General features: G+C 64.3%; 18 protein-coding genes. 10 read left to right on the top strand and 8 right to left on the bottom strand.

Translation table 11 applies throughout. The features are described from left to right. Nucleotide 1: 1 nt before the first annotated feature. Entirely contained in the window at nucleotides 2-3889 is a 3888-nt protein-coding gene (locus tag LQ956_RS02735) for a diguanylate cyclase (RefSeq protein ID WP_238629353.1), read from the bottom strand. 100 nt (nucleotides 3890-3989) lie between these two features. Next, entirely contained in the window at nucleotides 3990-4328 is a 339-nt protein-coding gene (locus LQ956_RS02730) for a cysteine-rich small domain-containing protein (RefSeq protein ID WP_238629352.1), read from the bottom strand. Nucleotides 4329-4704: 376 nt separating this feature from the next. Here LQ956_RS02730 and LQ956_RS02725 point away from each other — a divergent pair, with 376 nt between their 5' ends. From LQ956_RS02725 to LQ956_RS02715, 3 genes are read left to right on the top strand one after another with little or no spacing between them, the layout of a single operon-like run. Beyond that, nucleotides 4705-6651: a PrkA family serine protein kinase gene (locus LQ956_RS02725; protein WP_238623342.1), complete on the top strand. Its 1947-nt coding sequence runs from the start codon at nucleotides 4705-4707 to the stop codon at nucleotides 6649-6651. 27 nt (nucleotides 6652-6678) lie between these two features. After that, nucleotides 6679-7962, top strand: coding sequence for a YeaH/YhbH family protein (locus tag LQ956_RS02720; RefSeq protein WP_238629351.1), 1284 nt, complete (start codon nucleotides 6679-6681; stop codon nucleotides 7960-7962). A 13-nt stretch (nucleotides 7963-7975) separates the two neighbouring features. After that, nucleotides 7976-9511 carry a SpoVR family protein gene (locus LQ956_RS02715; protein ID WP_238623340.1) on the top strand — a complete coding sequence of 512 codons (1536 nt, stop codon included), beginning with the start codon at nucleotides 7976-7978 and terminating at the stop codon, nucleotides 9509-9511. 157 nt (nucleotides 9512-9668) lie between these two features. On the opposite strand, the gene hemF is transcribed toward LQ956_RS02715, so the two are convergent. The 6 genes from hemF to LQ956_RS02685 are packed head-to-tail and all read right to left on the bottom strand — an operon-like array spanning nucleotide 9669 to nucleotide 16452. Continuing rightward, a complete protein-coding gene (gene hemF / locus LQ956_RS02710; protein WP_238629350.1) occupies nucleotides 9669-10586 on the bottom strand; it encodes an oxygen-dependent coproporphyrinogen oxidase in 918 nt (305 codons plus the stop codon). Nucleotides 10587-10590: 4 nt separating this feature from the next. Next, the gene (gene tsaC / locus LQ956_RS02705) at nucleotides 10591-11154 is read right to left on the bottom strand and encodes an L-threonylcarbamoyladenylate synthase type 1 TsaC (RefSeq protein WP_238623338.1); all 564 of its coding nucleotides are present in this window, start codon (nucleotides 11152-11154) and stop codon (nucleotides 10591-10593) included. A gap of 11 nt (nucleotides 11155-11165) precedes the next feature. Then, complete coding sequence (locus LQ956_RS02700) at nucleotides 11166-13670, bottom strand: DNA topoisomerase I (RefSeq protein ID WP_238629349.1); 2505 nt, start codon at nucleotides 13668-13670, stop codon at nucleotides 11166-11168. 31 nt (nucleotides 13671-13701) lie between these two features. Then, nucleotides 13702-14172, bottom strand: a complete 471-nt coding sequence (locus LQ956_RS02695; RefSeq protein WP_238623074.1) for a DUF494 family protein — start codon at nucleotides 14170-14172, stop codon at nucleotides 13702-13704. Continuing rightward, on the bottom strand, nucleotides 14169-15290 hold the full coding sequence (gene dprA, locus LQ956_RS02690; RefSeq protein ID WP_238629348.1) for a DNA-processing protein DprA: 1122 nt from the start codon (nucleotides 15288-15290) through the stop codon (nucleotides 14169-14171). The genes LQ956_RS02695 and dprA overlap by 4 nt, the downstream gene beginning before the upstream one ends. Nucleotides 15291-15318: 28 nt before the next feature. Beyond that, complete coding sequence (locus LQ956_RS02685) at nucleotides 15319-16452, bottom strand: LysM peptidoglycan-binding domain-containing protein (RefSeq protein ID WP_238623072.1); 1134 nt, start codon at nucleotides 16450-16452, stop codon at nucleotides 15319-15321. A gap of 190 nt (nucleotides 16453-16642) precedes the next feature. On the opposite strand from LQ956_RS02685, the gene def reads away from it, so the two are divergent. From def to trkA, 7 genes are all read left to right on the top strand, one after another. Beyond that, nucleotides 16643-17206 (top strand): peptide deformylase, encoded by a 564-nt coding sequence (gene def, locus LQ956_RS02680; protein WP_238623071.1) that lies wholly within the window; start codon nucleotides 16643-16645, stop codon nucleotides 17204-17206. 51 nt (nucleotides 17207-17257) lie between these two features. Continuing rightward, nucleotides 17258-18217: a methionyl-tRNA formyltransferase gene (fmt, locus tag LQ956_RS02675; protein ID WP_238623070.1), complete on the top strand. Its 960-nt coding sequence runs from the start codon at nucleotides 17258-17260 to the stop codon at nucleotides 18215-18217. A gap of 97 nt (nucleotides 18218-18314) precedes the next feature. Next, a complete protein-coding gene (gene rsmB / locus LQ956_RS02670; RefSeq protein ID WP_238623069.1) occupies nucleotides 18315-19616 on the top strand; it encodes a 16S rRNA (cytosine(967)-C(5))-methyltransferase RsmB in 1302 nt (433 codons plus the stop codon). Continuing rightward, complete coding sequence (locus tag LQ956_RS02665; RefSeq protein ID WP_238623068.1) at nucleotides 19613-20194, top strand: DUF4390 domain-containing protein; 582 nt, start codon at nucleotides 19613-19615, stop codon at nucleotides 20192-20194. Before rsmB ends, LQ956_RS02665 begins: the two co-directional genes overlap by 4 nt. Then, nucleotides 20179-22395, top strand: coding sequence for a sensor histidine kinase (locus LQ956_RS02660; protein ID WP_238623067.1), 2217 nt, complete (start codon nucleotides 20179-20181; stop codon nucleotides 22393-22395). The genes LQ956_RS02665 and LQ956_RS02660 overlap by 16 nt, the downstream gene beginning before the upstream one ends. Further along, on the top strand, nucleotides 22392-23765 hold the full coding sequence (locus tag LQ956_RS02655; protein WP_238623066.1) for a sigma-54-dependent transcriptional regulator: 1374 nt from the start codon (nucleotides 22392-22394) through the stop codon (nucleotides 23763-23765). Before LQ956_RS02660 ends, LQ956_RS02655 begins: the two co-directional genes overlap by 4 nt. Continuing rightward, complete coding sequence (gene trkA, locus LQ956_RS02650) at nucleotides 23762-25135, top strand: Trk system potassium transporter TrkA (protein ID WP_238623065.1); 1374 nt, start codon at nucleotides 23762-23764, stop codon at nucleotides 25133-25135. The genes LQ956_RS02655 and trkA overlap by 4 nt, the downstream gene beginning before the upstream one ends. Nucleotides 25136-25146 lie beyond the last annotated feature (11 nt).

The following is a 25146-nucleotide window of genomic DNA, read 5'->3' as shown; positions in this document are numbered from 1 at the left end:
GTCAAGGGCTTGTATCATCCAGGTTCTCCCGGGGGCGGCCCTTGCAGACGGTACGGTTGCGTCCCTGGCTCTTGGCTTCGTAAAGGGCTTCATCCGCCTTGGCCAGCAGTTCATCCAGGTTGCCGCCCCCGTTGATGGTACAGACGCCGATGCTGAGGGTGACGGGCAGAGCGCCGGCCCGGGTCACGATCGGGGTCCGGCACAGTTGCAGGCGCAGCTTGTCGAACAGCGGCCAGGGGTCGGCACCGGTCGGCATGGCGGTGACGATCAGGAATTCCTCGCCCCCCAGGCGACCCACGGCATCGTAGGATCGCACACTTTCCCGTAGCAGATGGGAAATGCCGCACAGGACCTCATCGCCGGTCTGATGGCCATAGGTATCGTTGATGATCTTGAAGCGGTCCACATCACACATGCCGATGGCGAGGGTTTCTCCATTGCGCGCGCAGCGCTCCCGCTCCCGCTCCAGGTGTTCCAGAATGGCCCGGCGATTGGGCAGGCCGGTGAGGGGATCATGGGTGGCCTGGTAGGCCATGTCTTCACGGCTCTGCAGCAGGGCGTCCTGCAGCTGGATGATCCGTATGCCCACGTCCATCCTGGCCCGCAGCTCACCGGCATCGAAGGGCTTGACGAGATAATCGTCGGCACCGCTGTCCAGGGCGTGGATCAGGTCGGCCTTGGTGTCCCGGCAGGTCAGCATGATGATGTAGGTGGGCAGCTCGGTATCCATGGCGCGAATCCTGCGGACCACTTCGACGCCGTCCATTTCCGGCATCGTCCAGTCGAGGATCGCCAGTCGGGGGGCATCGGGTGCTTGCATGACCCGCCATGCCGCCATCCCATCCCGGGTTTTGATCACCTCATGCCCCGCTTTTTCCAGCAGTGAGGCCAGCAGGGTGCGGGAAGTCAGGTCGTCTTCGGCGATCAGGGTGCGCACGGCCGTTTTTCTCGAATGACTCCCCCGCCGCGCCGCCGGCGCATCCCGGCCGTTGCAGGCGGTGTCGGCTTCCAGGCCCGGCTTGCGCAGGATGTCGGTAGCTACTTGTAGATTCACGGGATTGTCATCGGGCACCCGCATGCCGGTGTCGATACGAACGGACGGGGTGCCGGTCTCAGCCATCTTCACGGCGTCCGCCGAAGCGGGGGCATGCCGGGATGATTCGATGGCCTGGAGCTTGAGTGGTACCGTGAACATGAAGTTGGAGCCTTGCCCCTCCAGGCTCTCGACGGTGATATTCCCTCCCATGAGTTCCACCAACTGACGGCAGATGGCCAGACCCAGGCCGCTGCCGCCGTAGCGTCGGGTAGTGGAGGTGTCCACCTGGGTGAATTTCTGGAACAGCAGGTCCAGCTTGTCCGCCGGTATGCCGATCCCGGTATCTTGAACCTCGAATCGCAGCAGTATTCGTCCCTGCCGTTGCTTGTGCCCGTGCTTGTGTACGGTAATCCGCACCGACCCTTCGTGAGTGAACTTGACGGCATTTCCAGTGAGGTTGAACAGGATCTGGCGAAGTCGGGTCGGATCCCCCACCAGCTGTGTCGGCACCTCCGGTGCGAGACAGCACTGCAGGGTGAGGCCTCGGGCATGGGCCGTCGGGGTCAGAGTGCCGGTCACGCTGTCCAGCAGTTCCGGGAGAAGGAAAGGGATCTCTTCCAGTTCCAGCTTACCACCCTCGATCCTGGAGAAATCCAGAATGTCGTTGATCAGATCCATCAGGGCTTGTGCACTGGACAGCAGTGCCTGGGTGTAACCAGCCTGCCGCGGTTCCATGGGGGTGTCCTTGAGCAATTCCGCCATGCCGATGATGCCGTTCATCGGCGTGCGTATCTCATGGCTGATATTGGCCAGAAAGTCGCTTTTGGCCTGGCTGGCCATGAGGGCGGCCTCTTTGGCCTGCACCAGAGCCTGCTGGGCCTGATGACGAGAGGTGGTATCGTGGATGATCGAAAACAGCAGGGTCTGTCCGTCAATGGCCAATGGCGTGGAGTAGACATCAACATGACGGATACTGCCGTCATGCAGGTGGTGCCGGAATTGAAATTCCCTGCGGGATTGTTGCAGGGTCTGCCGCATGGCCTGTCTGATTTCGGCCTTCTGCAGGCTGTTGATCTGGAATATGGTCATTGCGCGCAGCGTTGCCGGTTCGTGGCCGTAGAACAGGGCGGCGGCGGGGTTGGCATCCACGATGCGCCCGTCATGAGGATTGATGAGCAGCATGACGGCACTATTCTTGTCAAAGAAGCTGCGAAACCGCTGCTCGCTGTCCCGCAGTTCCCGCTGCTGCTCACGCATGCCCGCATCGGTCCGTCGCAGCAGCACGAAGAGAAATCCGAACAGGCCCGCCAGCAGCGTCATGGCCGCGGCCATGGCGATGTTGAGCAGTCTCTCGTGGGAAGCCTGGAAACCGGAAATATCATGCAGCAGCATCAGGACTCCGACCCGATATCCTCCGGCATCCTGGAGCGGGGCCGCCAGAATCTGCCAGTCCTGCCCCCGCACGCGTATGTTTGCGATTTCGTGCAGTGGGGGGGCGTCGAAGAAGGGGGTAAGGGTTTCCTCCAGCATGGGGTCTGAAAGATAGAGCACCTGGTGACGGGTAATGGCCGGCATCAGTTCCCCATCTGGCGCGGGAACAGACATGATCAAGGTCAGTTCGATATCCGGTCGCCGGTGTCTGTCGGCGAGAATGGGTGTGATGGCCTGGCTCAGTTCAAGCCGGCCTATAGGGTCGCCCTGTGGACCCGGGGCCGGGTAGCGCTTGTGTGTCAGCAGATGGCCTGAAGAGTCTTGGACAAGCCGAGTGGGTATCGGTGACGCGTCAGGGGGGTACCCCGCCAGTTCGCGAAAGTCGGGCGGCCTTTCGGGTATGCAGAGCAGGCAATCGCCTTGTGTCGTCAGCAAGGCAATATGCTGCAGCTGATATTGCGCCATGAACTGTTCCAGCAGAGATGCCAGGGGCGGGATGGCCGTTGGATGATCCGGATGGTTTAGGGCCTGCACCAGGCGGGGGTCCCACGTGATCAGGCCGGCAGCGGCGTCCAGTATGCGGTCCTGCTCGCCCAGTTGACGGCGGATATCCTTCAGGACTTCCGCGTAGGCCTGGCGGCCGGCGGCCCGTATCTGCTCCGCCTGCAGCCGGACCATGGTGCCGCTGAAGCCGCCGACCAGCAGTATGAGCATCAGGGTCAGAGGGATCATCAGCCGAACCATGATGGGGCTGGGCGAGGTCTTGACTCGGTAGGTGGAAAGGAGGGCGGCTGCAAGCCCGATGACCAGGCTCCAGAACAGGCCCAAGGGTAGGGCTACCCGGCTGGCGATTTCCAGACGCCAGGTACCGGCCTCCACGTCGATGCCCAGAATGGCTGAAATATTCCCACTGTTCGGGTCAAGGATGGGCACGATGGCGCTGACCCAGATACCCCACTCATCGGGAATCGGCCCTTCCACGAAGGGTTGCCCGTGGTCAAAGACGCCCATCAGCTCAGGCGATGCCTCTTCGAATACCGACCCAGGGGGCAGTTCCAGGTCATCCTCCCAGGGGGCGGACTGCAGATCCACCAGATAGATGATTTCGCCGGCGGGATTGCGCCCCATCAGGTACAGGTAGGAAAAGTGCGGGTAGGTGTCACGTGCCTGATTGAGACGAGCCTGAATGGCCCGATAGGCCTCCAGTTCGATGTCGGTGGGATGCCCGCTCAGCAGTCTGATCTGCGCGGGATCCAGGGAATGGGCAAGCAGTCCGGCCTGTTCCAGCAGTTGCCGGCGAAGTGTCAGGTCGGCTTGCTGGACGATGATCCCGCTCAGCAGCAGGCCAAGACTCATTGTGATCGCCGCCACCACCATGGCGCGGCGGAGGGTCCAGCGACGCATCTGCTTCTCGGCTGCCATAGAAGGCAGTCTAGCCAAATTTGTCGGTGCAGTGCGGTCGTAGCCGATAGCCGAGAGATCTACCGGGAGGAGCGGTTGCTACGCGGGCAGGGGCGAGTATTCACGGATCCGGCTGGGCGTCTTCGGGCCGGGCCACCTTGTACCGGGTCTGCTCATGGCCGTCCCACAGCACCGGGCGTTCCAGCCATTTCTGGATGAAGTGCCAGGACTGACGGTAACCGTCGTGAGGCAGGGTGCAGTCGCTGCAGTCCTTGCGCCGCATGCCCCGTGGATCGGTAAAGATCTTGTAAGGCCCGGGACATTCGTAGGCAATCAGGGGGCAGTAACAGAACAGGCAGTTGAATTCCCGGGTGATGCCCCGGTGGCAGGGCATGAACGGGCAGGCGCTGTTGGTGAAGCCCTTGTAGGCCTCGTTTTCGGTGCTGTCTTTGGGCTCCATGATCTCCTCCGGGGGCCTGCGCGGGAGGGCAGGTTTGGGGATTGCCGGCCGGTTGTCAAGCCGGCGCGGGTTCGGGGAAAGTCCGATGACTGTACTATGCTTCATGCAGAGCGGGCGCCCGATCCTGTGGCAAAAAGCCGACCTTGCACAGGAACTGTGCGGGCCGGTCGGCGTCCAACCGGAAAGACAGCCCACGGGTCAGGTTTAAAAAGTACCCGGGCAGCCCATCCACCTTCCCGTTCAGGTTGCCGGTAGGCCGGGTCCCATACCCAGGGGGCGGCCTGGTGGGTTGAGTGCGACAGACGTTCGGCTGTGGTCCCTATCTTGCATAGGTCAACGCAGTGTCATCTGACTCCATAACGAGGGGGTGATTGCGATGGATTCGGCTGAAGCCTTGATTGCGCAGTACGCACGCGCATACCAGAAACGCCAGGAGACGGAGATGTCCCTGGGAGAATACCTGGAAGGATGCCCCGATGACCCGATGCGCTATGCCAGTGCCGCCGAGCGGCTGGTGGCCGCCATCGGCGAGCCCAGGGTCCTGGACACCGCCAAGGATGAACGGCTGGGGCGCATCTTTCTCAACCGCACCATCAAGATCTATCCCGCCTTCGAGGATTTCTACGGGATGGAAGAGACCATTGAGCGCATCGTGGGCTTTTTCCGCTATGCGGCTCAGGGGCTGGAGGAGCGCAAGCAGATCCTCTACCTGCTCGGCCCCGTGGGGGGCGGCAAGTCGTCCTTGTCCGAGCGCCTCAAGGCCCTGATGGAGAAGCATCCCATCTATGTGCTCAAGGCCGGTGACGAGATCTCGCCGGTGTTCGAGAGTCCCCTGGGGTTGTTTGACCCCACCGTCATGGGCGAGACCCTGGAGCAGCGGTTCAACATCCCCCGGCGTCGGCTCAACGGCCTCATCTCTCCCTGGGCGGTGAAGCGCTTGGACGAGTTCGGCGGCGACATCGCCCGCTTCTCCGTGGTGCGCCTCTATCCCTCCCGCCTGCGCCAGATTGCCGTCTCCAAGACCGAGCCCGGGGACGAGAACAACCAGGACATATCTTCCCTGGTGGGCAAGGTGGACATCCGCAAGTTGGAGCTCTATAGCCAGAACGATACCGATGCCTACAGCTATTCCGGCGGTCTCAACCGGGCCAACCAGGGGATGCTGGAGTTCGTGGAGATGTTCAAGGCCCCCATCAAGATGCTCCATCCGCTGCTCACCGCCACCCAGGAAGGCAACTACGTGGGCACGGAGAACATCGGCGCCATCCCCTATCAGGGGATCATCATGGCCCATTCCAACGAATCGGAATGGCAGAGCTTCAAGAACAACAAGAACAACGAAGCCTTCATCGACCGCATCTCCGTGGTCAAGGTGCCCTACTGCCTGCGGGTCACGGAGGAGGAGAAGATCTACGAGAAGCTGATCCAGTCCAGCGAACTGGCGGATGCCCCCTGCGCCCCGGCCACCCTGGACATCCTGGCCAGGTTCTCCATCCTCACCCGCCTGCGGGAACACGAGAATTCCAACCTGTTCTCCAAGATGCGCGTCTACAACGGCGAGAGCCTCAAGGACACCGATCCCAAGGCCAAGTCCATGCAGGAGTACCGGGACGTGGCCGGGGTGGACGAGGGCATGGACGGGGTCTCCACCCGCTTTGCCTTCAAGGTGCTGTCCGAGACCTTCAACTACGACACCCGGGAGGTGGCCGCCGATCCGGTGCACCTGCTCTACATGCTGGAGCAGTCGATCCGCCGCCAGCAGTTCCCGGAGGACACGGAGCGGCGCTACCTGGAGTACATCAAGGCGGAGTTGGCGCCCCGTTATGCCGACTTCATCGGCCACGAGATCCAAAAGGCCTATCTGGAGTCCTACAGCGACTTCGGCCAGAACCTTTTCGAGCGCTATGTCTCCTATGCCGACGCCTGGATCGAGGACCATGACTTCAAGGACCCGGACACCGGTCAGCTGCTGGACCGCCAGGCCCTGAACCAGGAACTGAGCAAGATCGAGAAGGCGGCGGGCATCGCCAATCCCAAGGACTTCCGCAACGAGGTGGTCAAGTTCGCCCTGCGGGCCCAGGCGAGTCAGGGGGGGAAGATGCCCTCATGGACCTCGTACGAGAAGATCCGGGAGGTGATCGAGAAGCGCATGTTCAGTCAGGTGGAAGACCTGCTGCCCGTGATCAGCTTCGGTGCCAAGACGGATTCCGACATGGAGCGCAAGCACACCGAGTTCGTCTTGCGCATGGTGGAGCGGGGGTACACCGAGCGGCAGGTGCGCCGTCTGGTGGAATGGTACATGCGGGTCAAACAGGCGGGCTGACGGCCCGGCTGCACGAGGAGGGGCACTGTGGTCAATATCGTCGACCGGCGTCTCAATCCGAAGGACAAGAGTCTGGCCAATCGCCAGCGTTTCATCGGCCGTGCCCGGCGTCAGATCCTGGACGCGGTACGGGATGTCTCGGCCCGGCGCAAGGTGGCGGACATCGGGCAGGGGGGCGAGGAGATCAGCATCCCGGCCGATGGGTTGCAGGAGCCCGGCTTCCGCAAGGGCAGCGGCAAGGGGTTGCGCCGCCACGTGGTGCCCGGCAACAAGCAGTACGTGGCCGGAGACGCCATCGCCCGTCCCGAGGGTGGGCAAGGGCAGGGCGGTCGCGGCGGCAGTCCCCAGGGCGAAGGGGAGGATGTCTTCCAGTTCACCGTCAGCCGGGATGAGTTCCTGGATCTGTTCTTCGAGAACCTGGAACTGCCCGACCTGGTCCGCACCCAGCTCACCAAGGTGGAACACCAGGGCCTGCAACGGGCCGGCTATTCCGTCTCCGGCTCCCCCTCCAACCTCAATCTTGCCCGCACCATGCGCAACTCCCTGTCCCGGCGCCTGGCCCTCAAGCGCCCCCGGCGGGAGGAGACCCGGGTCCTGGACGAGGAGATCGACCGCCTGGAGCGCTCCGGCAAAGACCCGGAGCGTTTGCGGGCGTTGATCAAGCTGCGGGAGGAGCAGATCGTCCGTGCCAAGCGGATCCCCTATATCGACCCCATCGACCTGCGCTACAACCGCTTCGACCCGGTGCCCAAGCCCATTTCCCAGGCGGTGATGTTCTGCCTCATGGATGTCTCCGGCTCCATGACCGAGGACATGAAGGACCTGGCCAAGCGCTTTTTCATGCTGCTGTACCTGTTCCTGCAGCGCCGCTACCAGCATGTGGACATTGTCTTCATCCGCCACACCCACATCGCCCAGGAAGTGGACGAGGACACCTTCTTCTATTCCCGGGAGACCGGCGGCACCCTGGTCTCCCCGGCCCTGGAGGAGATGGAGCGGGTGTTGCGGGAGCGTTATGACCCGACGGACTGGAACATCTATGCCGCCCAGGCCTCGGACGGCGACAACACGCCGGCGGACAACCCGGCAGTGGTGGAGATGATGGAGTCGTTGATCCTGCCGGTGTGTCGATACTTTGCCTACATCGAGGTGGCCGAAGAGCGGGGCTGGGAGATGACCACGGACCTGTGGCAGGTCTATGAGCGGCTGGTGAAGGCCGGCCGACCCCTGGCCATGCGCAAGGTGAAGTCCCGGGCGGACATCTTCCCCGTGTTCCGGGATCTGTTCACCCCAGTGGAATTGCGGCGCTAGGAGGATGAGCCCCATGAACGCAGACACCCCCCTCTACACCGGCGCCGACTGGGACTATCCGCTCATCAAGAAGGCCTTCGATGCCATCGAGCGCGTGGCCATCGACGAGATGGGTCTCGACCCCTATCCCAGCCAGGTAGAGGTCATCAGTTCGGAACAGATGCTGGATGCCTATTCCTCCATGGGCATGCCCCTGTTCTATCGCCACTGGTCCTTCGGCAAGCACTTCGCCCGCGACGAGATGTACTACCGCAAAGGCATGACCGGCCTGGCCTACGAGATCGTCATCAACTCCAATCCCTGTCTGTGCTACATCATGGAAGAGAACACCATGACCATGCAGACCCTGGTCATGGCCCACGCCGCCTTCGGTCACAGCCACTTTTTCAAGAACAACCACCTGTTCCGTTCCTGGACCGACGCGGAAGGCATCCTGGACTATCTGGATTTTGCCAAGGCCTATGTGTCCGAGTGCGAGGAGCGTTACGGCCAGCGGGAGGTGGAGCGGGTGCTGGATGCCGCCCATGCCCTGATGACCCACGGGGTACACCGTTATCCCCGCCGCCAGCCCCTGAACCTGCATCAGGAGATGCAGCGGAAGAAGGAGCGCCGCCGCTACGAAGAACAGACCTTCAGCGATCTGTGGCGCACCCTGCCCCAGCGTCCCGACCAGCCGGCACCCCAGGTGCAGGCGCTGGATAAACGCCGGGAGGCCCTGAGACTGCCGGAGGAGAACCTGCTCTATTTCCTGGAAAAGCGCGCCCCCCGGCTGCACCACTGGCAGCGGGAGATCCTGCGCATCGTGCGGGTGGTGTCCCAGTACTTCTACCCCCAGAAGCAGACCAAGGTGATGAACGAGGGCTGTGCCACGTCAGTGCACTATCACCTCATGACCCGCCTGCACGAGACCGGACGGCTGACTGACGGGGCCTTCATGGAGTTTCTGCACCACCATACCAATGTGGTGTTCCAGCCGGAGTACGATGATCCCCGGTTTTCGGGCATCAACCCCTATGCCCTGGGCTTCAACATCCTGCAGGATCTGAAGCGGATGTGCCTGAACCCCACCGAGGAAGACCGGCGCTGGTTCCCGGACATCGCCGGTAACGGGGACTTCCTGAGCACCTGGAAGCAGGCCTGGGCCGAGTACCGGGACGAGAGCTTCATCCTTCAGTTCCTGGGCCCGAAGGTGATGCGGGACATGCGTCTGTTTTCGGTACGGGACGACGCGGACGAGGCGAATCTGATGGTGGAGGCCATCCACGACGACGGGGGTTATCGGGACGTGCGCCGGGCCCTGTCGGGCCAGTATGACCTGGCCCGCCATGAGCCGGACATCCAGGTGGTGGACGTGGACCTGTCCGGAGATCGGCGGCTGATCCTGGAGCATCGCGCCGTGGATGGCCGCCTGCTGGAAGAGTCCGATGCCCGCCAGGTACTGCGGCATCTGGCCACCCTGTGGGGGTATGGGGTGAAGCTCTATGAAGTGGATCCGCGCACGGACAAGGTGCTCAATGAGTTTCCCGAGGTGGCACCGGCCACGGACTGAAGCAGGCCTGGTAAGGATGCCCTGAATCCGTCATTCCCTTCATCCCTTCATCCCTTCATCCCGTTATTCCGTCATTCTGGCATTCCGTCGTTCCGTCGTTCCGTCATTCCCGCGAAAGCGGGAATCCAGTGCCGGGTGATGACTTTGGACTCCCGCCTCAGACCCAGTCTCTGGGGGTGAGATACCGCTCCAGCAGCAGCGCCTCCGGACTCCCCGGCGGCGCCTGGTAGTTGTATTCCCACCGCACCAGGGGCGGCAGGGACATGAGGATGGATTCGGTACGCCCTCCCGATTGCAGCCCGAACAGGGTGCCCCGGTCATAGAGCAGGTTGAACTCCACGTAGCGCCCCCGCCGGTAGAGCTGGAAATCCCTCTGGGCCTGGGTGTAAGGCGTCCCGTGGCGCCGTTCCACGATGGGCAGGTAGCTGGGCAGGTAGCCGTCCCCCACACCGCGCACAAATTCAAAACAGCGTTCAAAGCCCCATTCGTTCAGGTCATCAAAGAACAGCCCGCCGATCCCCCGGTGCTCCCGGCGATGTTTCAGATAGAAGTACTCGTCGCACCACTGCTTGAAGCGGGGGTGCACCCCCTCGCCAAAGGGGGTGCACAGGGAGCGGGCATGGTCATGCCAGTGGACGCAGTCCTCGTCAACGCCGTAATAGGGGGTGAGATCAAAGCCACCGCCGAACCACCACACCGGATCTTCGTCGTCCTTTTCCGCCAGAAAGAAGCGCACGTTGGCATGGGAGCTGGGAACATGGGGATTGAGGGGATGGATGACCAGGGATACCCCCGCGGCCTGGAAGCGGCGTCCGGCCAGGGCCGGGCGATGGGCCGTAGCGGTGGGGGGCAGGCTGCGGCCGGAGACGTGGGAGAAGTTGACGCCGGCCTGTTCGAAGATCGCCCCTCGGCGCATCACCCGGCTGCGGCCGCCGCCGCCTTCCTCCCGGGTCCAGGCATCATCCACCCAGGCGGCGACCGGGTCCCTGTCGGCCAGGGTCCGGCAGATCCGGTCCTGCAGGTCGCGAAAATAATCCAGAACGGGTTCAATCCGGGGCGAGACAGTGCTGGCCATGGGATCAGCTGCCCCGTATCTGCCGGCCGGTCTGCAGATCCCGAATCTCGCTGGGATGCTCCCGGCCGCCGGTGGGGCCTTCCAGAATGCCATCCAGCAGCTCGCCCAGTGCCGCATTCACGGTGTCTGCATCCCGCCCGGGTGGCTGACCGGAAAGATTGGCACTGGTCGAGACCAGTGCCATGTCCGCCGCTCGGCACAGGGCCGCCGCCAGGGGGTGGTCGGTGATGCGCACTGCCAGGGTGTCATGGACCCCGGTGAGCCAGCGGGGAGCGTCCGGCCGGGCCGGCCACAGCCAGGTGTGAGGACCGGGCCAGGTGGCCATGGCCTGTACCTGCAGCCGGGCGTCTACCGGACGCAGGAAGGGGGCGAGCTGAACAAAGTCCGCCCCGATCAGGATCAGGCCCTGGTCGGGCAGGCGGCGCTTGATCTGCAACAGCCGGTGTACTGCAATCTCGTTACGGGGATCACAGCCCAGACCGAATACCGCCTCGGTGGGATAGGCAATCACGCCGCCGCCACGAATCAGTGCGGCGGCGTCGGCGATATCCGTCAGTCGTCGGTTCATGGATCAGGACATCAGTGGGAACTGCCGACACCGCCTTCGGCGGCGGGCTTGTCCTGATCCGTGGCCTTGGTCGCGGCAGTCTTGCGGGAACGGGTCGTGCTCCCGGAGGCCGCTTTGGTCGTCCTGGGCTTGCCGGCTGCGGCTTTTTTCGTGCCCGTGGCCTTGTCGGTTGTCGCCGGCTTGGTGGTCGCGGCCTTCTTCTTCGGCGCAGCCTTCTTGGTGCCCCGGCCCTTCTTTTCCGGGGCGGCCGCCAGCAGGGTGCGGCACTGCTCCAGGGTCAGGGCCTTGGGGTCTGCGTCCTTGGGAATGCGGGCATTCTTGCTGCCGTCGGTGATGTAGGGTCCGTAGCGGCCATTGAGGACCTGGATGCCGGCTTCCTCGAACACCTGGATGAAACGGTTGGCATCGATCTCCTTCTTCTCCGCCACCAACTCCAGGGCGCGGGGCAGTTCGATGGTATAGGGGTCATCCTCCTTCTTGAGGGAGGCATAGCGGCTGCCGAACTTCACGTAGGGTCCGAAGCGGCCGATGTTCACGCTCACCGGTTCCCCTTCCGGGGTTTCCCCCAACTCCCGGGGCAGCTGGAACAGGGCCAGCGCCTCGTCCAGGGTGATGCTGTCCATCTTCTGGCCGGGACGCAGGCCGGCGAAGCGGGGTTTTTCCTCATCTTCCTTGGTGCCGATCTGCACGAAGGGTCCATAGCGTCCCATACGCACCGAGACAGGGCGCCCGGATTGGGGATCGGTGCCGATCTCCCGGGCCTGCACCGCCTCTTCGCGGGTCACCGAGGCATCCTTTTCCTTCACCTGTTCATGGAAGCGGCTCCAGAAGCCTTCCATCACCGGAATCCAGTCCTTCTCACCCCGGGAGATCTCGTCCAGTTCATCTTCCAGCCGGGCGGTGAAGTCGTAGTCCACATACTGGGTGAAGTGCTGGGTCAGGAAGGTGTTGACGATGCGGCCGATGTCCGTGGGCACGAAGCGCCGGTTCAACAGTTCCGCGTATTCCCGTTGCAACAGGGTGCTGATGATGGAGGCATAGGTGGAGGGACGGCCGATGCCGTGCTCTTCCAGGGCTTTCACCAGGCTGGCTTCCGAGTAGCGGGGCGGTGGTTCGGTGAAGTGCTGATCCGCCTGCACGTCGTTCAGGGTCACCTGTTCGCCTTCCTTGAGTTCCGGCAGCAAACGTTCATCGCTTTCCACCGGGGCGTCGTCCTGGTCTTCCCGGTAGACGGCCATGAAGCCGGGGTCGCGCACGGAGGAACCGGTGGCACGAAAGACATGCTCGGGACTGCCTGCTTCAAGATCGGCGGCCACCGTGTCCAGGGTGGCGTGGATCATCTGGCAGGCCACGGTGCGTTTCCAGATCAGGTCATAGAGCTTGAACTGGTCGGTGGTCAGATGGGCTTTCACCTCATCGGGCAGATGCAGCACCGAGGTGGGGCGGATGGCCTCGTGGGCCTCCTGGGCGTTCTTGGACTTGGTCTTGTATTGGCGCGGGCCATCGGGGACTTTGTCCTTGCCGTAGCGCCGGGCGATCAGGGTGCGGATCTCCTCCACGGCCTCCTTGGCCAGGGTGAAGGAGTCGGTACGCATGTAGGTGATCAGGCCCACGGGGCCGGAGCCCAGGTCGATGCCCTCGTAGAGCTGCTGGGCCACGCGCATGGCGCGGCTGGCGGAGAAGCCCAGTTTGCGCACCGCCTCCTGCTGCAGGGTGGAGGTGGTAAACGGCGGTGCCGGGTTGCGGCGGCGTTGCTTCTTTTCCACCCTGGCCACCCGCAGACGGCCTTGGGCGGTGGCCAGCAGGGTCCGGCGGGTCTGGTCCGCGTCGGCCGCGTTGTTGATGTCGAACTGTTCCAGCTTGCGGCCGGCATAGATCTGCAGGCGGGCGGTGAACGGGCTGTCGTCCTTGGCCGCCAGGGCGTCCAAGGTCCAGTATTCCCGGGTGACGAAGCGTTCGATCTCTTCTTCCCGCTCCACGATCATGCGCAGGGCGGGGCTCTGTACCCGGCCGGCGGACAGGCCGCGCTTGATCTTCTTCCACAAAAGCGGCGAGAGGTTGAAGCCCACCAGATAGTCCAGGGCGCGGCGCGCCTGCTGGGCGTTGATCAGGTCGTTGGACAGTTCGCGGGGATGTTCGATGGCGTCGCGTACCGCCCGCTGGGTGATCTCATGGAAGACCACCCGCTCGGTGGTCTTGTTGTCCAGCAGCCCCCGCTCCTGCAGCAGTTCATGGAGATGCCAGGAGATGGCCTCGCCTTCCCGGTCCGGGTCGGTGGCCAGGATCAGACGATCGGCCTTCTTCAGGGCGCGGGCGATGCTCTCCACATGTTTCTCGTTGCGGTCGATCACCTGGTAGTGCATGCGGAAGTCGTGGTCCGGGTCCACGGCGCCCTCTTTGGGCACCAGGTCGCGCACGTGGCCATAGGAGGCCAGTACCTCGAAATCGCTACCGAGGTACTTCTTGATGGTCTTGGCCTTGGCGGGAGACTCGACGATGACCAGGTTCTTGCTCATGTCCTGGCTACCTGTTGTTCTTTGTGGGGTTTCAGTGCAGATACTCCGGCGGGCTGTCGAACATCATGTTCTCCAGCCAGGTATAGGCGGCTTCCTGCCCGGGCTGATTGAACAGCACCATGAGCGTGATCCATTTGATTTCTTCCAGGCTGATGTCTTCGGCATCCAGATCCATGATCCGGTTGATGACCACCTCGCGGGTGGCGGGGCTAAGGACACCGTTTTGTTCCAGAAACAGCAGAAAGCCACGGCTTTCTGCATCCATGCGGTTCATCTCGGCCTCTGTGTAGAGACGCAGTGCCGAGCCGGCATGCACCGTCTGCGGGGAATCCTGGCCGGCCAGGTTTTCCAGCCAGTCGAAGGCCTTGTGGATCTCGGCCACCGGGAAACCGGCATCCAGCAGAAGGTCCTGAAGCTGCTCACGATCCGGCTCAAGCTCGGTATCGTCATCAATATAGTTTTCAAATAAATACATCAGGACATCAAGTACGTTTTCTTTCATTTTCCGCTTTCCGACAGCAGGCGGACGTAACGACCACCGGACAAGGAGGCCACCTGGCCGCGCAACTCCATGAGCAGCAGCATGGAGGAAACCGCACTCACGGTCAATCTGGTGCGGGCCACGAGCTGATCCACCGCCACCGGGTCATGCCCCATGGCTTCGAGCAGCCGGGTGTGGTCCCCATCCGGCGCCGTCGCGGCGACGGCCGATGGGGGATCCGTTGCCGGGGCCGGAGAGCAGGGCGGCAGAAGCTCCCCCAACTCTTCAAGGATATCATCCGCCGTCTCCACCAGTTTGGCGCCCTCGCGGATCAGGCGATGACAGCCCCGGGCCAGAGGGTTATGGATGGAGCCGGGGATGGCAAACACCTCCCGCCCCTGTTCCGCCGCCAGCCGGGCGGTGATCAGGGAGCCGCTGCGGGTGGCCGCCTCCACCACCAGGGTCCCCACCGCCAGGCCCGCCAGGATACGGTTGCGCCGGGGGAAGTTCTGCGGTGTGGCCGGGGTGCCGGTGGGGAGTTCCGTCACCATGGCCCCTTCGGCCACGATGCGATGCCCCAGGTTGCGGTGGGCGGCGGGATAGATCCGGTCAGGGCCGGTGCCCGTCACCGCGACGGTCAGGCCATGGGCCGCCAGAGCGCCTTCATGGGCGGCGGCATCGATGCCTTTGGCCAGGCCGCTGGCGATCACCAGCCCGCGGCGGGCCAGGTGAGCACTGAAGGCGGTGGCGGTTTCACGGCCGCCGGGTGTGGGGTGGCGGCTGCCCACCACTGCCAGCATGGGCCAGGACAGCACCTGGGGATCCCCCACCACGTACAGGACCGGGGGTGGTCCCGGGATGTCCTTCAGGCGGACCGGATAGCGGGGGTCCGCCAGGGTCAGGATGTGATGTCCCTCCCGGCCGGCCCAATCCAGATCCGCTTGAACCCCCGGTGGTGTTTCTTCCTGGAGAAAGGTGATGGCCGTCGCCGACAGGCCCGCCGGGCGCCCGGCGGACGGACCGGCTGCCAGCACACCCTGGGGCGTGGCATGCTGCTGCAGCAGGCGCATGAAGGTGGCGGGCCCCACCCCCGGTGCGTGCAGGAGGTGGAGCCAGGCGGTCAGCGCGGACGAATCCATATGTCGTAGCCCTGTCCCTGTGCCCCGCTCAGGGGCGCTTGACGGTGAAGCCTCTCTCGATGGGATGGGTGGACTCCATCACCAGGGCGTAGCTCACCTTCTCGAAGGTACGGAACACCATGACCAGGCCGACCCGTTCATCGGGCAGGGTGACCTGCTCACCCAGACGTCCTGCCAGGCGGTCACGGACGACCCGGCCGGACTGGTAGGTGGCAAAGACATGGCCACGCTCAATGCCTTCCCGTTCCCCCAGGTTGATGACCGCCACCTGAAAACGGGCGATCTGACTGATGGCGTCGAACAGGGAGATGATCTGGCCTTCCGCCTCCCTGGGCGGTGCGGAAGGGGTGAAGAGGAAGTTCTGCTCCTCGGCCTCCTGATGCAGCAGGCGATCCCCGATCAGGGCCTCGCGATCGCTGCGTACAAGCAGTACCGTGGCCGGATCGCCTCCCCGAACCAGTTCGGCCTCGCCGACGGGGATGGCCTCGTAGCCCAGCAGTTCCCGGGTCTTCGGGTCCCTGAGTTCACCGCCGGCCCGGAACACGTCAAAACGTCGGCCGAGGGGTTCTCCCTGCAGACGGCGGGCGTAGAGGCGATCATGGGCACCGAATACCAGGCGTTCATCGCGGGCGGCCATCAGATAGGCGGAATCTTCCAACTGCTCCTTTGTCACAACTCTGGGACGAATCAGGAATTGCTGCAGGGCCTGGATCGGAACATCCATGGAGGGCGGCAGGGGCTCAGCCCTGACCTGGGGCGAGAGACGCAGGGTGGGCCGGACCCGCGGTCCTCCATCCACGGTGAGATGGGGGCGGCCGTCCACGTAGTACAGGGTGATGATGTCACCGGGATAGATCAGGTGAGGGTTGGCGATCTGCGGGTTGCTGACCCAGATCTCGGGCCAGAACCAGGGGTCGCGCAGGAACCGGTTGGAGATGTCCCACAGGGTGTCGCCTCGCTGGACCACGTAGCGTTCCGGTGCGGTGGGGCGGATGCGGACTTCCGCCGGAGGCGGCGCAGGGGCGGGTGCCGCCGCCGCCGGTACCGGCGGCAATGGTTCCGGCTCCGGTGGCGTGGTGGCGCATCCTGAGGCCAGGAACGCTAGAATAAGCGTTACGGCGGACAGGCGGCGCCCGATACGCCGCGGATTGGGAGCGGACATGGTTTCCCCTCGTCACTAAGGCATCATTGTTCCGGACCCTTCCGTGGCACTGCCCCGAAGACAGCCCATGGAAGCCCCATGGCTGGAGTAAAGAACCCGACCTGTACGGCAATGATCTAATATGATCCCAACTGTAGCAGAAATGATTTTGAGCCTGCACACATACACCCACTTTAGCGGATGAGCGGTCATGGCCCTGCTAGAAATCTTGCATTTTCCCGATCCCCGGCTGCGTCGTCAGGCCGAAACCGTCAAGGTGGTGGATGACACCATCCGCAAGTTGGTGGACGACATGTTCGAGACCATGTACCACGCCTCGGGCATCGGCCTGGCCGCGACCCAGGTGGGGGTGCTGCACCGGGTGGTGGTGATGGACGTGGCCGAGGAGGGCTCCGATGAGCGGTCCGGCCAGGGCCTGCACCCCATCTGCCTGATCAATCCGGAGATCGTCGGCCGCGAGGGAGACGTGGAGACCGAGGAAGGCTGCCTGTCCGTCCCCGGCTTCTACGAGCCGGTGCGGCGTGCCCAGCGGGTGCGGGTGCGGGCCTTGAATCGCGACGGCAAGCCCTTCGAACTGGAGGCGGGCGGCCTGCTGGCGGTCTGCATCCAGCATGAGATCGACCATCTGGACGGCAAGCTGTTCGTGGATCACATCTCATCCCTGAAGCGGGGCCGCATCAAAAAGAAGCTGGAGAAACAGGGCCGCCTGACCGGCTCCACCGGCACTGCCTCCCGCCACCGGGAAGCGGTCTGACTCGGTCGCTCCGTCCTACGCCTGTTCAACGCTTATCCACAAGGTTCTCCATTGCCCGGTCCTCTGCGCATCATCTACGCCGGCACCCCGCATTTCGCGGTGCCGGCCCTTGAGGCACTGATTGCTTCTCCCCATGACATCGTTGCGGTCTATACCCAGCCGGACCGTCCGGCGGGGCGCGGCCGCAAGCTGACGCCCAGTCCGGTGAAACAGGTGGCCCTGGCCCACGGCGTTCCCGTGGAGCAGCCCGAGCGCCTGCGGCCCGAACCGGTCCAGGAACGGCTGCGCGGCTATCGGCCGGATCTCATGGTGGTGGCGGCCTATGGCCTCATCCTGCCCCAGTCGGTGCTGGACATCCCCCGCCTGGGCTGCGTCAACATCCACGCCTCCCTGCTGCCCCGCTGGCGGGGCGCGGCCCCCATCCAGCGGGCCCTGGCGGAGGGGGATGAACGAACCGGCGTCACCCTCATGCAGATGGCGGCCGGCCTGGATACCGGCGACATGCTACGCAAGGGCGAATGCCCCATCACGCCTGCTGATACCGCTCAGACCCTGCATGATCAGTTGGCGGTGATGGGGGCAAAATTGCTGCTGCCGAGTCTGGATGACCTGGCGGCCGGCCGGATCAGGCCCGAACCTCAGGATGAGTCCCAGGCCACCTACGCCCGCAAACTGGACAAGGCGGAAGCCCTGTTGGACTGGTCGCGGCCGGCGGCGGCGCTGGACCGCTGCATCCGCGCCTTCAACCCCTGGCCGGTGGCCCAGACCCTGTATCAGGGGCAACCGTTGCGATTGTGGATGTCCCGGGTCCTGCCGGCGGCGGCCGTCGATGTGCTGCCGGGTACCGTGGTGGCCGAGGGACCGGAAGGGATCGACGTCGCCACCGGCGAGGGGATCCTGCGCATCACCTGCTTGCAGTTGCCCGGCGGCAAGCCCCTGGCAGCAGCGGCATTTCTGAATGCACGGTCGCTGCTGGGGACGTGCCTGGGGCAGGATACGGGCGGTTCCTGATCTGCCTGCATCCAGTGAGTTTTTGCCCGAAAATCAAGCATTGATCGACCTATTCCCCCCCAGGGGGCATTCTGCCGCAATACCACCGGAGTCATGCATGTCCCTGTCCGCCCGTGAAGCCGCCCTCAGCGTTATCCTGCGCGTCCTGCAGGAGGGCGGCTCCCTGTCCGAGGCCCTGCCGACCCGCCTTGACCAGGTCAGTGCCCGCGACCGGGGGCTGGTGCAGGCCCTGAGCTACGGCACCCTGCGCTGGCACCGCCGCCTTGAGGCCATGCTGGCCCAGTGGATGGACAAGCCCCTGCGGGGACGGGATCAGGATGTGGCCTGCGCCCTGGCCATGGGCCTGTTCGAGCTGCTGTACATGAACACCCCGGACTATGCGGCCATCCAGCAGACGGCCGATCTGGGGCGCCGGTTGCGCAAGAAATGGGCGGTGGGGCTGATCAACGGGGTCCTGCGGCGTGCCCAGCGGGAGGCCGATGAGATCGCCCGCTCCGTGGATCATGACCCCGCCGTGCGTCATGCCCTGCCGGACTGGCTCTACCGTCGCCTGGCCTCGACCTATGGGGAGGACGCCGAGACCCTCTGTCAGGCCCTCAATGCCCATCCTCCGATGACCCTTCGTGTCAACCTGGCCCGCATCGGCCGTGATGATTATCGCCGGTCGCTGGCGGATCAGGGCTTGGCGGCACAGCCCCACCCCTGGGTGGAAACCGCGCTCACCCTGGAGCAGCCTGTCGCGGTGGATCGCTTGCCGGGTTTTGATCAAGGGCTGGTCTCGGTCCAGGATGCCGCTGCCCAGCTCTCGGCGCCGCTGCTGGAATGTACCCCGGGCATGCGGGTGCTGGATGCCTGCGCCGCGCCGGGCGGCAAGACCTTGCACCTGTTGGAGCAGGCCGGAGGTGATCTGGATCTCACCGCCGTGGACGCGGACCCCGCCCGTCTGGAGCGGGTGCGCGAGAACCTGCGGCGCGGGGGCTTTGATGCCCACCTGATCGCCGCCGATGCGGGGGCGCCCGAACAGTGGCACCAGGGTCCCGGCTATGACCGCATCCTGCTGGATGCCCCCTGTTCCGCCACCGGGGTGATCCGTCGTCACCCGGATATCAAGCACCTGCGCCGGGAGGAGGACATCCAGGCATTGCAGACGCAGCAGGCCCGTTTGCTGCGGGCGCTCTGGCCCCTGCTGGCCCCCGGGGGTATGCTTCTTTACGTGACCTGTTCTCTGATGCCGGAGGAAAATGTCATGACGGTCGCCCCTTTTCTGGCGGAAGAGTCCGGGGCTCGGGAACGGCCCATCGAGGCCTCCTGGGGCTTGAACGCGGAGGTCGGGCGCCAGCTGCGAGCCGGCGAGCAGGGAATGGATGGGTTCTTTTATGCCCGACTGAGCCGCATTTGAGCGCTGTATCCTGCCAGTTCCGGGCATCGTCCCTGGTCCTGCTGCTGGCCTGGCTGCTGGCTTGGCCGGGGCTGCTGGGGGCGTCCGGAAACCCTCCCCTCAAGGTGCGTTGGGCCGCGACCGAACTGGTCAGCGGGATCTATCTGCTCAATGCCGATATCGATTACCGGCTGACCCGCAATCTCAACGAGGCGCTTCACAACGGCGTCAAGCTGACCTTCGAAGTCCAGATAGAGATCAACCGCAGCCGCGACTGGATGTGGGATGCCACAGTCGCCGAACTGGTGCAGCGTTATCGGGTGGAGTATCACGCCCTCAGCCGCCTCTACATCGTCACCCACCTCAATACCGGTGTCCAGCGGGCCTTCTACCGCCTGGAGTCGGCCATGAGCACCCTGGGAGACCTGCAGGAGCTGCCGCTGCTGGACGCCTCCCTGCTTGATGATGACCGGGACTATGCCATCCGGTTACGCGCCCGCCTGAAAGCGGAAGACCTGCCGCTGCCGCTGCGTGTGCGGGGGTACGTTTCCCGGGAATGGAGCCCGGTGAGTGAGTGGTACTCATGGTCGCTGCGCTGAAAAAAACCCCCGTGGGGTTGCTGTTCATGGCCGTGGTGTTCGTGCTGCTGCTGGGGTCCCTGGTGGTGATGGGGGATGCCGCACAGAATTCCGAGCGTTTCGAGCGCCTCTATGTCTGGATGCTGCTGTTCAATTCCCTGGCCCTGATCGTCATGGCGCTGGCCATCTGCGTACGCCTGTTGCGGGTGAGCCGGCAGGTCATCCGCCGGGAGCCGGGTTCCCGGCTCACCGCCAAGCTGCTGATCCTGTTTGTGGGCCTGTCCCTGCTGCCGGTCACCATCGTCTATTACTTTTCCATCAAATTTCTGGACGAGGGGATCGACAGCTGGTTCGACGTGCGGGTGGAAAAGGCCCTGGAAGATGCCCTGGAATTGTCCCGCTCATCCCTTGACCTGAGGGTGCGCCAACATACCCGCCAGACCGAGCTGCTGGCGCGGGAACTGGTGGATGTCTCCGAGACCCTGGCGGCCCTGCGCCTGCGGGACATGCGGGAGGGCAGCGAGGCCCTGGAACTGGTGCTGTTCGGGGCCAACAACCGCATCATCGCCTATGCCAGCGGTGAGCGGGTGCAACGGCTGCCGACCCTGCCGGCGGGCGAGGTGCTATTGATCCTCTCTCAGGGCAACAGTTACGCCGCCCTGGAGCCCATCTACGAGAACGGCCTGCATATCCGGATCGTGACCCAGATCCCGACCCGGGACCCCGCCGGGGATGGTCGGATCCTGCAGGCGGTCTATCCGGTGGCCCCCCGCATGAGCGTGCTGGCGGACAGCGTCCAGGACGCCTTTTCCGACTATAAGGAGTTTGCCTATCTGCGGGTTCCCCTGAAGCAGAGCTTCAACACCACCCTGTCCCTGGCACTGCTGGTGTCGGTGATGACGGCCACCTGGGCGGCCCTGTATTTTTCCGGGCGTCTGGTGGCCCCCATCCAGGAACTGGCGGAAGGAACCCGCTCGGTGGCGGCGGGTGAGTATCACAAGAAGCTGTTGGTCACCCGCAATGACGAGTTGGGCTTCCTGGTGAGTTCCTTCAACAGCATGACCGGCACCCTGGCCGCCACCCGGGACGAGGTGGAACGCAGCCGGCGACTGGCGGAAAGCCAGCGCATGTATCTGGAGACGGTGCTGCAGAACCTGTCGTCCGGGGTCATTACCCTGGACCGGCGCCTGACCCTGAGGACCGCGAACGCCGCCGCTGCGCAAATCATGGAAGTGGACCTGGAGCGGCACCTGGGGCGGTCCCTGGATGAGATCGGGCAATATTCCAAGGTGGTGGAAACCTTCAACGAGGCCCTGCGCAGTCGCTTCAATCACCGGGAGTCCGAATGGAGTGAACAGCTTACCGTCTTTGGCGCCGGTGGCCGCAAGGTGCTCATGTGTCGCGGCGTCTGGCTTTCTTACGGGGGCGGTCTGCGGGGTGGCCCGGTAGTGGTGTTCGACGATATCACCACCCTGTTGCAGGCCCAGCGGGATGCCGCTTGGGCCGAGGTGGCCCGCCGTCTGGCCCATGAGATCAAGAATCCTCTGACCCCCATCCAGCTCTCCGCCGAGCGTCTGCAGAAGAAGCTGCATCCCCATCTGGGGCCGGAGGAGGCGCAGGTACTCAGGCGGGCCACGCACACCATCGTGCAGCAGGTGGAGGCCATGAAGGCCATGGTCAACGCCTTCAGCGACTATGCCCGCCCCCCGGCCATGAGTCCCGTACCTTTGGATCTGAATCGCCTGGTGCGGGAGGTGACGGAACTGTATCGGCACGGGGATAGCTCGGTACAGCTCGTCCTGAACCTGTGTGACAACCTGCCCACCCTGGTGGCCGACGCCGGTCGCGTCCGCCAGTTGCTGCACAACCTGATCAAGAACGGCCTGGAGGCCCTGGAGGGAGCGCCTCAGGGACAGCTGGAGCTGGCGACACGCTTGATACGGCAGGATGAGTACCACGGCATGGTGGAGATCCTGGTGTGTGACAATGGGCGCGGCCTGCCCGAGGACATGATGCCCCGCCTGTTCGAACCCTATGTCACCAGCAAGCCCCGGGGCACCGGTCTGGGGTTGGCCATCGTCAAGAAGATCGTCGAAGAACACAGCGGTATGGTCTGGGCGGAAAACCGTACCGAGGGTGGGGCACGGATCCTTATCCACCTGCCCCTGTCCGGACCCGGCAGTCTCCATGCCGCGGCAAGTGATGCGAGGGAGGTTGTGTGAACGAAGCCTGTATCCTGGTAGTGGATGACGAGCCGGATATCCGGACCCTGGTTCAGGAGATCCTGGAGGATGAAGGCTACGTCGTGGCCGTGGCCGGCACCGTGGAAGAAGCCCGGGAGCAGCGGCGCCAACGCCGCTTTGATCTCATCCTGCTGGATATCTGGATGCCGGACGGTGACGGCATCAGCCTGCTCAAGGAGTGGAGCGAGGCCGGCGGCCAGCCCAGTCCGGTGATCATGATGTCCGGCCATGGCTCGGTGGAGACGGCGGTGGAAGCCACCCGTCTGGGGGCCTACGATTTTCTGGAAAAGCCCCTGTCCATGGCCAAGCTCACCCTCACGGTGGAACGGGCACTGGAAGCGGATCGGCTGACCCGGGAGAATATCGGTCTGCGCCGCCGGGTCAGTCGCGTGGTCCACCCGGAGGGTTCCAGCGCGGTGATGCAGGCCCTGCGGGAGCAGGTCCTGCGCATTGCCCAGCATGACACCTGGGTGCTCATCAGTGGTGAGGCGGGCGTGGGCAAGCAGACCTTTGCCCGCTACCTGCACAGCCACAGTGCCCGGGCCGCCCGCCCCTTCGTGGAAGTGCCGGTGGGGGCGATGAATGCCGATGAGGCGGCGGTGGAGATCTTCGGCCAGGAGCAGGGCAACCGTATCCGCTACGGCCTGCTGGAGCAGGCCGCGGGTGGCGTCCTCTATCTGGACGAGGTGGCCCAGATGGATCTGCACACCCAGGGGCGCCTGCTCTCCGCCTTGGAAAGCCGCCGCATGACACGGGTCGGCGGCAGTGATCCCATCGCCGTCAACGTGCGGGTGGTGGCCGCCACCCGCGAGGATCTGCGCGCCCTGGTGCGTGCCGGTGGTTTCCGGGAGGATCTGTACTATCGCCTGAGCGTGGTGCCCCTGCGTGTCCCGCCGCTGCGCGAACATCCGGAGGACATTCCCGAACTGCTGCGCCATCAGGCCGAGGCCCTGCACCAGGAGGAGGGCCTGCCCCTGCGTCACTTCAGCGATGCCGCCTGCGCCCACCTGGCCCGTTATCCCTGGCCCGGCAATATTCGCGAGCTGCGCAACCTGGTTCAGCGTCTGCTGATCCTGGGTAACACCGATGAAGTCGATGCGACCGAGGCGGAAGCCGCCCTGTCCGGGCGCGGCCCCCTGGCGCAGGACTGTCGGGACACCACGCCGGTGGACGTGGAGCTCCCCCTGCGAGAGGCCCGGGAGCAGTTCGAGCGAGACTACCTGCTGCGCCAGATGGAGCAGGTGGACGGCCACATGACCCGGCTGGCGGAGCGGGTGGGGCTTGAACGTACGCACCTATACCGTAAACTGCGCGCCCTCGGCATTGAGCCCAAGAAGGCCAGAGAATGAAGATACTGATTCTTGGAGCAGGGCAGGTGGGCAGTTCCGTGGCCCACAACCTGTCCAGCGAGGCCAACGACATCACGATTGTCGATACCCGGCCGGACATCCTGCGTGCCCTGCAGGACCGCCTGGACCTGCGCACGGTGACCGGCTTTGCCTCCCATCCGGAGGTGATGGAAGCTGCCGGCGCCCGTGACGCGGACATGGTCATCGCCGTCACCAACTCCGACGAGACCAACATGATCGCCTGTCAGGTGGCCTACACCCTGTTCCATACCCCCACCAAGATCGCCCGGGTCCGCGGGGTGGAATATCTGGGCTATCCAGCCCTGTTCGCCCCCGAGTCCCTGCCCATCGACGTGCTGATCAGCCCCGAGGAAGAGGTCACCAACTACATCCAGCGCCTGATCGAACATCCCGGCGCCCTGCAGGTGCTGGATTTTGCCGATGGCCGGGTCTCCCTGGTGGCGGTAAGGGCCTACTATGGCGGCCCTCTGGTGGGCAAGGAACTGCGCCACCTGGCCAGCCACATGCCCGGGGTACAGACCCGGGTGGCCGCGATCTTTCGCAAGGACACCGCCATCTACCCGGACGGGCAGACGGTCATCGAGGTGGATGACGAAGTCTTCTTCATCGCCGCCCGGCGGAACATTCGTGCCGTCACCAGCGAACTGCGCAAGCTGGACAAGCCTTACCGGCGTCTCATCATTGCCGGCGGCGGCAACATCGGCAAGCGCCTGGCCCAGGCCCTGGGACCGCACTTTTCCGTCAAGCTCATCGAGCACAACCCGGTCCGTGCCCGGGAGCTGGCCGAGGTGCTGGACAAGGTGGTGGTGCTCAGCGGAGATGCCGCCGACGAGGAGCTGCTGATCGAGGAGAACATTGAAAACACCGATGTCTACGTGGCGGTGACCAACGACGACGAGGCCAACATCCTCTCCGCCATGCTGGCCAAGCGTCTTGGGGCACGCACGGTGATGTCCCTGATCAACCGCCCCAGTTACGTGGAGCTGGTACAGAGCGGCATCATCGACATCGCCATCTCCCCCCAGCAGGTGACCATCGGCGCCCTGCTCACCCATGTGCGTCGGGGCGACGTGGTGGCGGTGCACAGCCTGCGCCGCGGTGCCGCCGAAGCCATCGAGGCGGTCGCTCACGGCGACAACAAGACCTCCAGGGTGGTCGGGCGCATGGTGGAGGAGATCAACCTGCCCCGGGGCTGTACCATCGGTGCCTTGGTGCGGGGGGACGAGGTCATCATCGCCCACCGCGATACGGTCATCCAGGCGGAAGACCATGTGATCCTGTTCCTCACCGACAAGCGCCGCGTCAAAGAAGTCGAGCGCCTGTTCCAGGTGAGCGTGACCTTCCTCTAGGGAGTTCATCC

It is taken from the genome of Ectothiorhodospira lacustris (genome assembly GCF_022227845.1).
Lineage (GTDB): Bacteria > Pseudomonadota > Gammaproteobacteria > Ectothiorhodospirales > Ectothiorhodospiraceae > Ectothiorhodospira > Ectothiorhodospira lacustris.
This window is presented reverse-complemented; position numbering and strand designations above follow the sequence as displayed.

Excerpts from the sequence above, each read along its gene's own strand:
- LQ956_RS02735 (WP_238629353.1), bottom strand. The coding sequence starts at position 3,889 with ATGGCAGCCGAGAAGCAGATGCGTCGCTGGACCCTCCGCCGCGCCATG.
- LQ956_RS02730 (WP_238629352.1), bottom strand. The coding sequence starts at position 4,328 with ATGGAGCCCAAAGACAGCACCGAAAACGAGGCCTACAAGGGCTTCACC.
- LQ956_RS02725 (WP_238623342.1), top strand. The coding sequence starts at position 4,705 with ATGGATTCGGCTGAAGCCTTGATTGCGCAGTACGCACGCGCATACCAG.
- LQ956_RS02715 (WP_238623340.1), top strand. The coding sequence starts at position 7,976 with ATGAACGCAGACACCCCCCTCTACACCGGCGCCGACTGGGACTATCCG.
- hemF (WP_238629350.1), bottom strand. The coding sequence starts at position 10,586 with ATGGCCAGCACTGTCTCGCCCCGGATTGAACCCGTTCTGGATTATTTT.
- tsaC (WP_238623338.1), bottom strand. The coding sequence starts at position 11,154 with ATGAACCGACGACTGACGGATATCGCCGACGCCGCCGCACTGATTCGT.
- LQ956_RS02700 (WP_238629349.1), bottom strand. The coding sequence starts at position 13,670 with ATGAGCAAGAACCTGGTCATCGTCGAGTCTCCCGCCAAGGCCAAGACC.
- LQ956_RS02695 (WP_238623074.1), bottom strand. The coding sequence starts at position 14,172 with ATGAAAGAAAACGTACTTGATGTCCTGATGTATTTATTTGAAAACTAT.
- dprA (WP_238629348.1), bottom strand. The coding sequence starts at position 15,290 with ATGGATTCGTCCGCGCTGACCGCCTGGCTCCACCTCCTGCACGCACCG.
- LQ956_RS02685 (WP_238623072.1), bottom strand. The coding sequence starts at position 16,452 with ATGTCCGCTCCCAATCCGCGGCGTATCGGGCGCCGCCTGTCCGCCGTA.
- def (WP_238623071.1), top strand. The coding sequence starts at position 16,643 with ATGGCCCTGCTAGAAATCTTGCATTTTCCCGATCCCCGGCTGCGTCGT.
- rsmB (WP_238623069.1), top strand. The coding sequence starts at position 18,315 with ATGTCCCTGTCCGCCCGTGAAGCCGCCCTCAGCGTTATCCTGCGCGTC.
- LQ956_RS02660 (WP_238623067.1), top strand. The coding sequence starts at position 20,179 with ATGGTCGCTGCGCTGAAAAAAACCCCCGTGGGGTTGCTGTTCATGGCC.
- trkA (WP_238623065.1), top strand. The coding sequence starts at position 23,762 with ATGAAGATACTGATTCTTGGAGCAGGGCAGGTGGGCAGTTCCGTGGCC.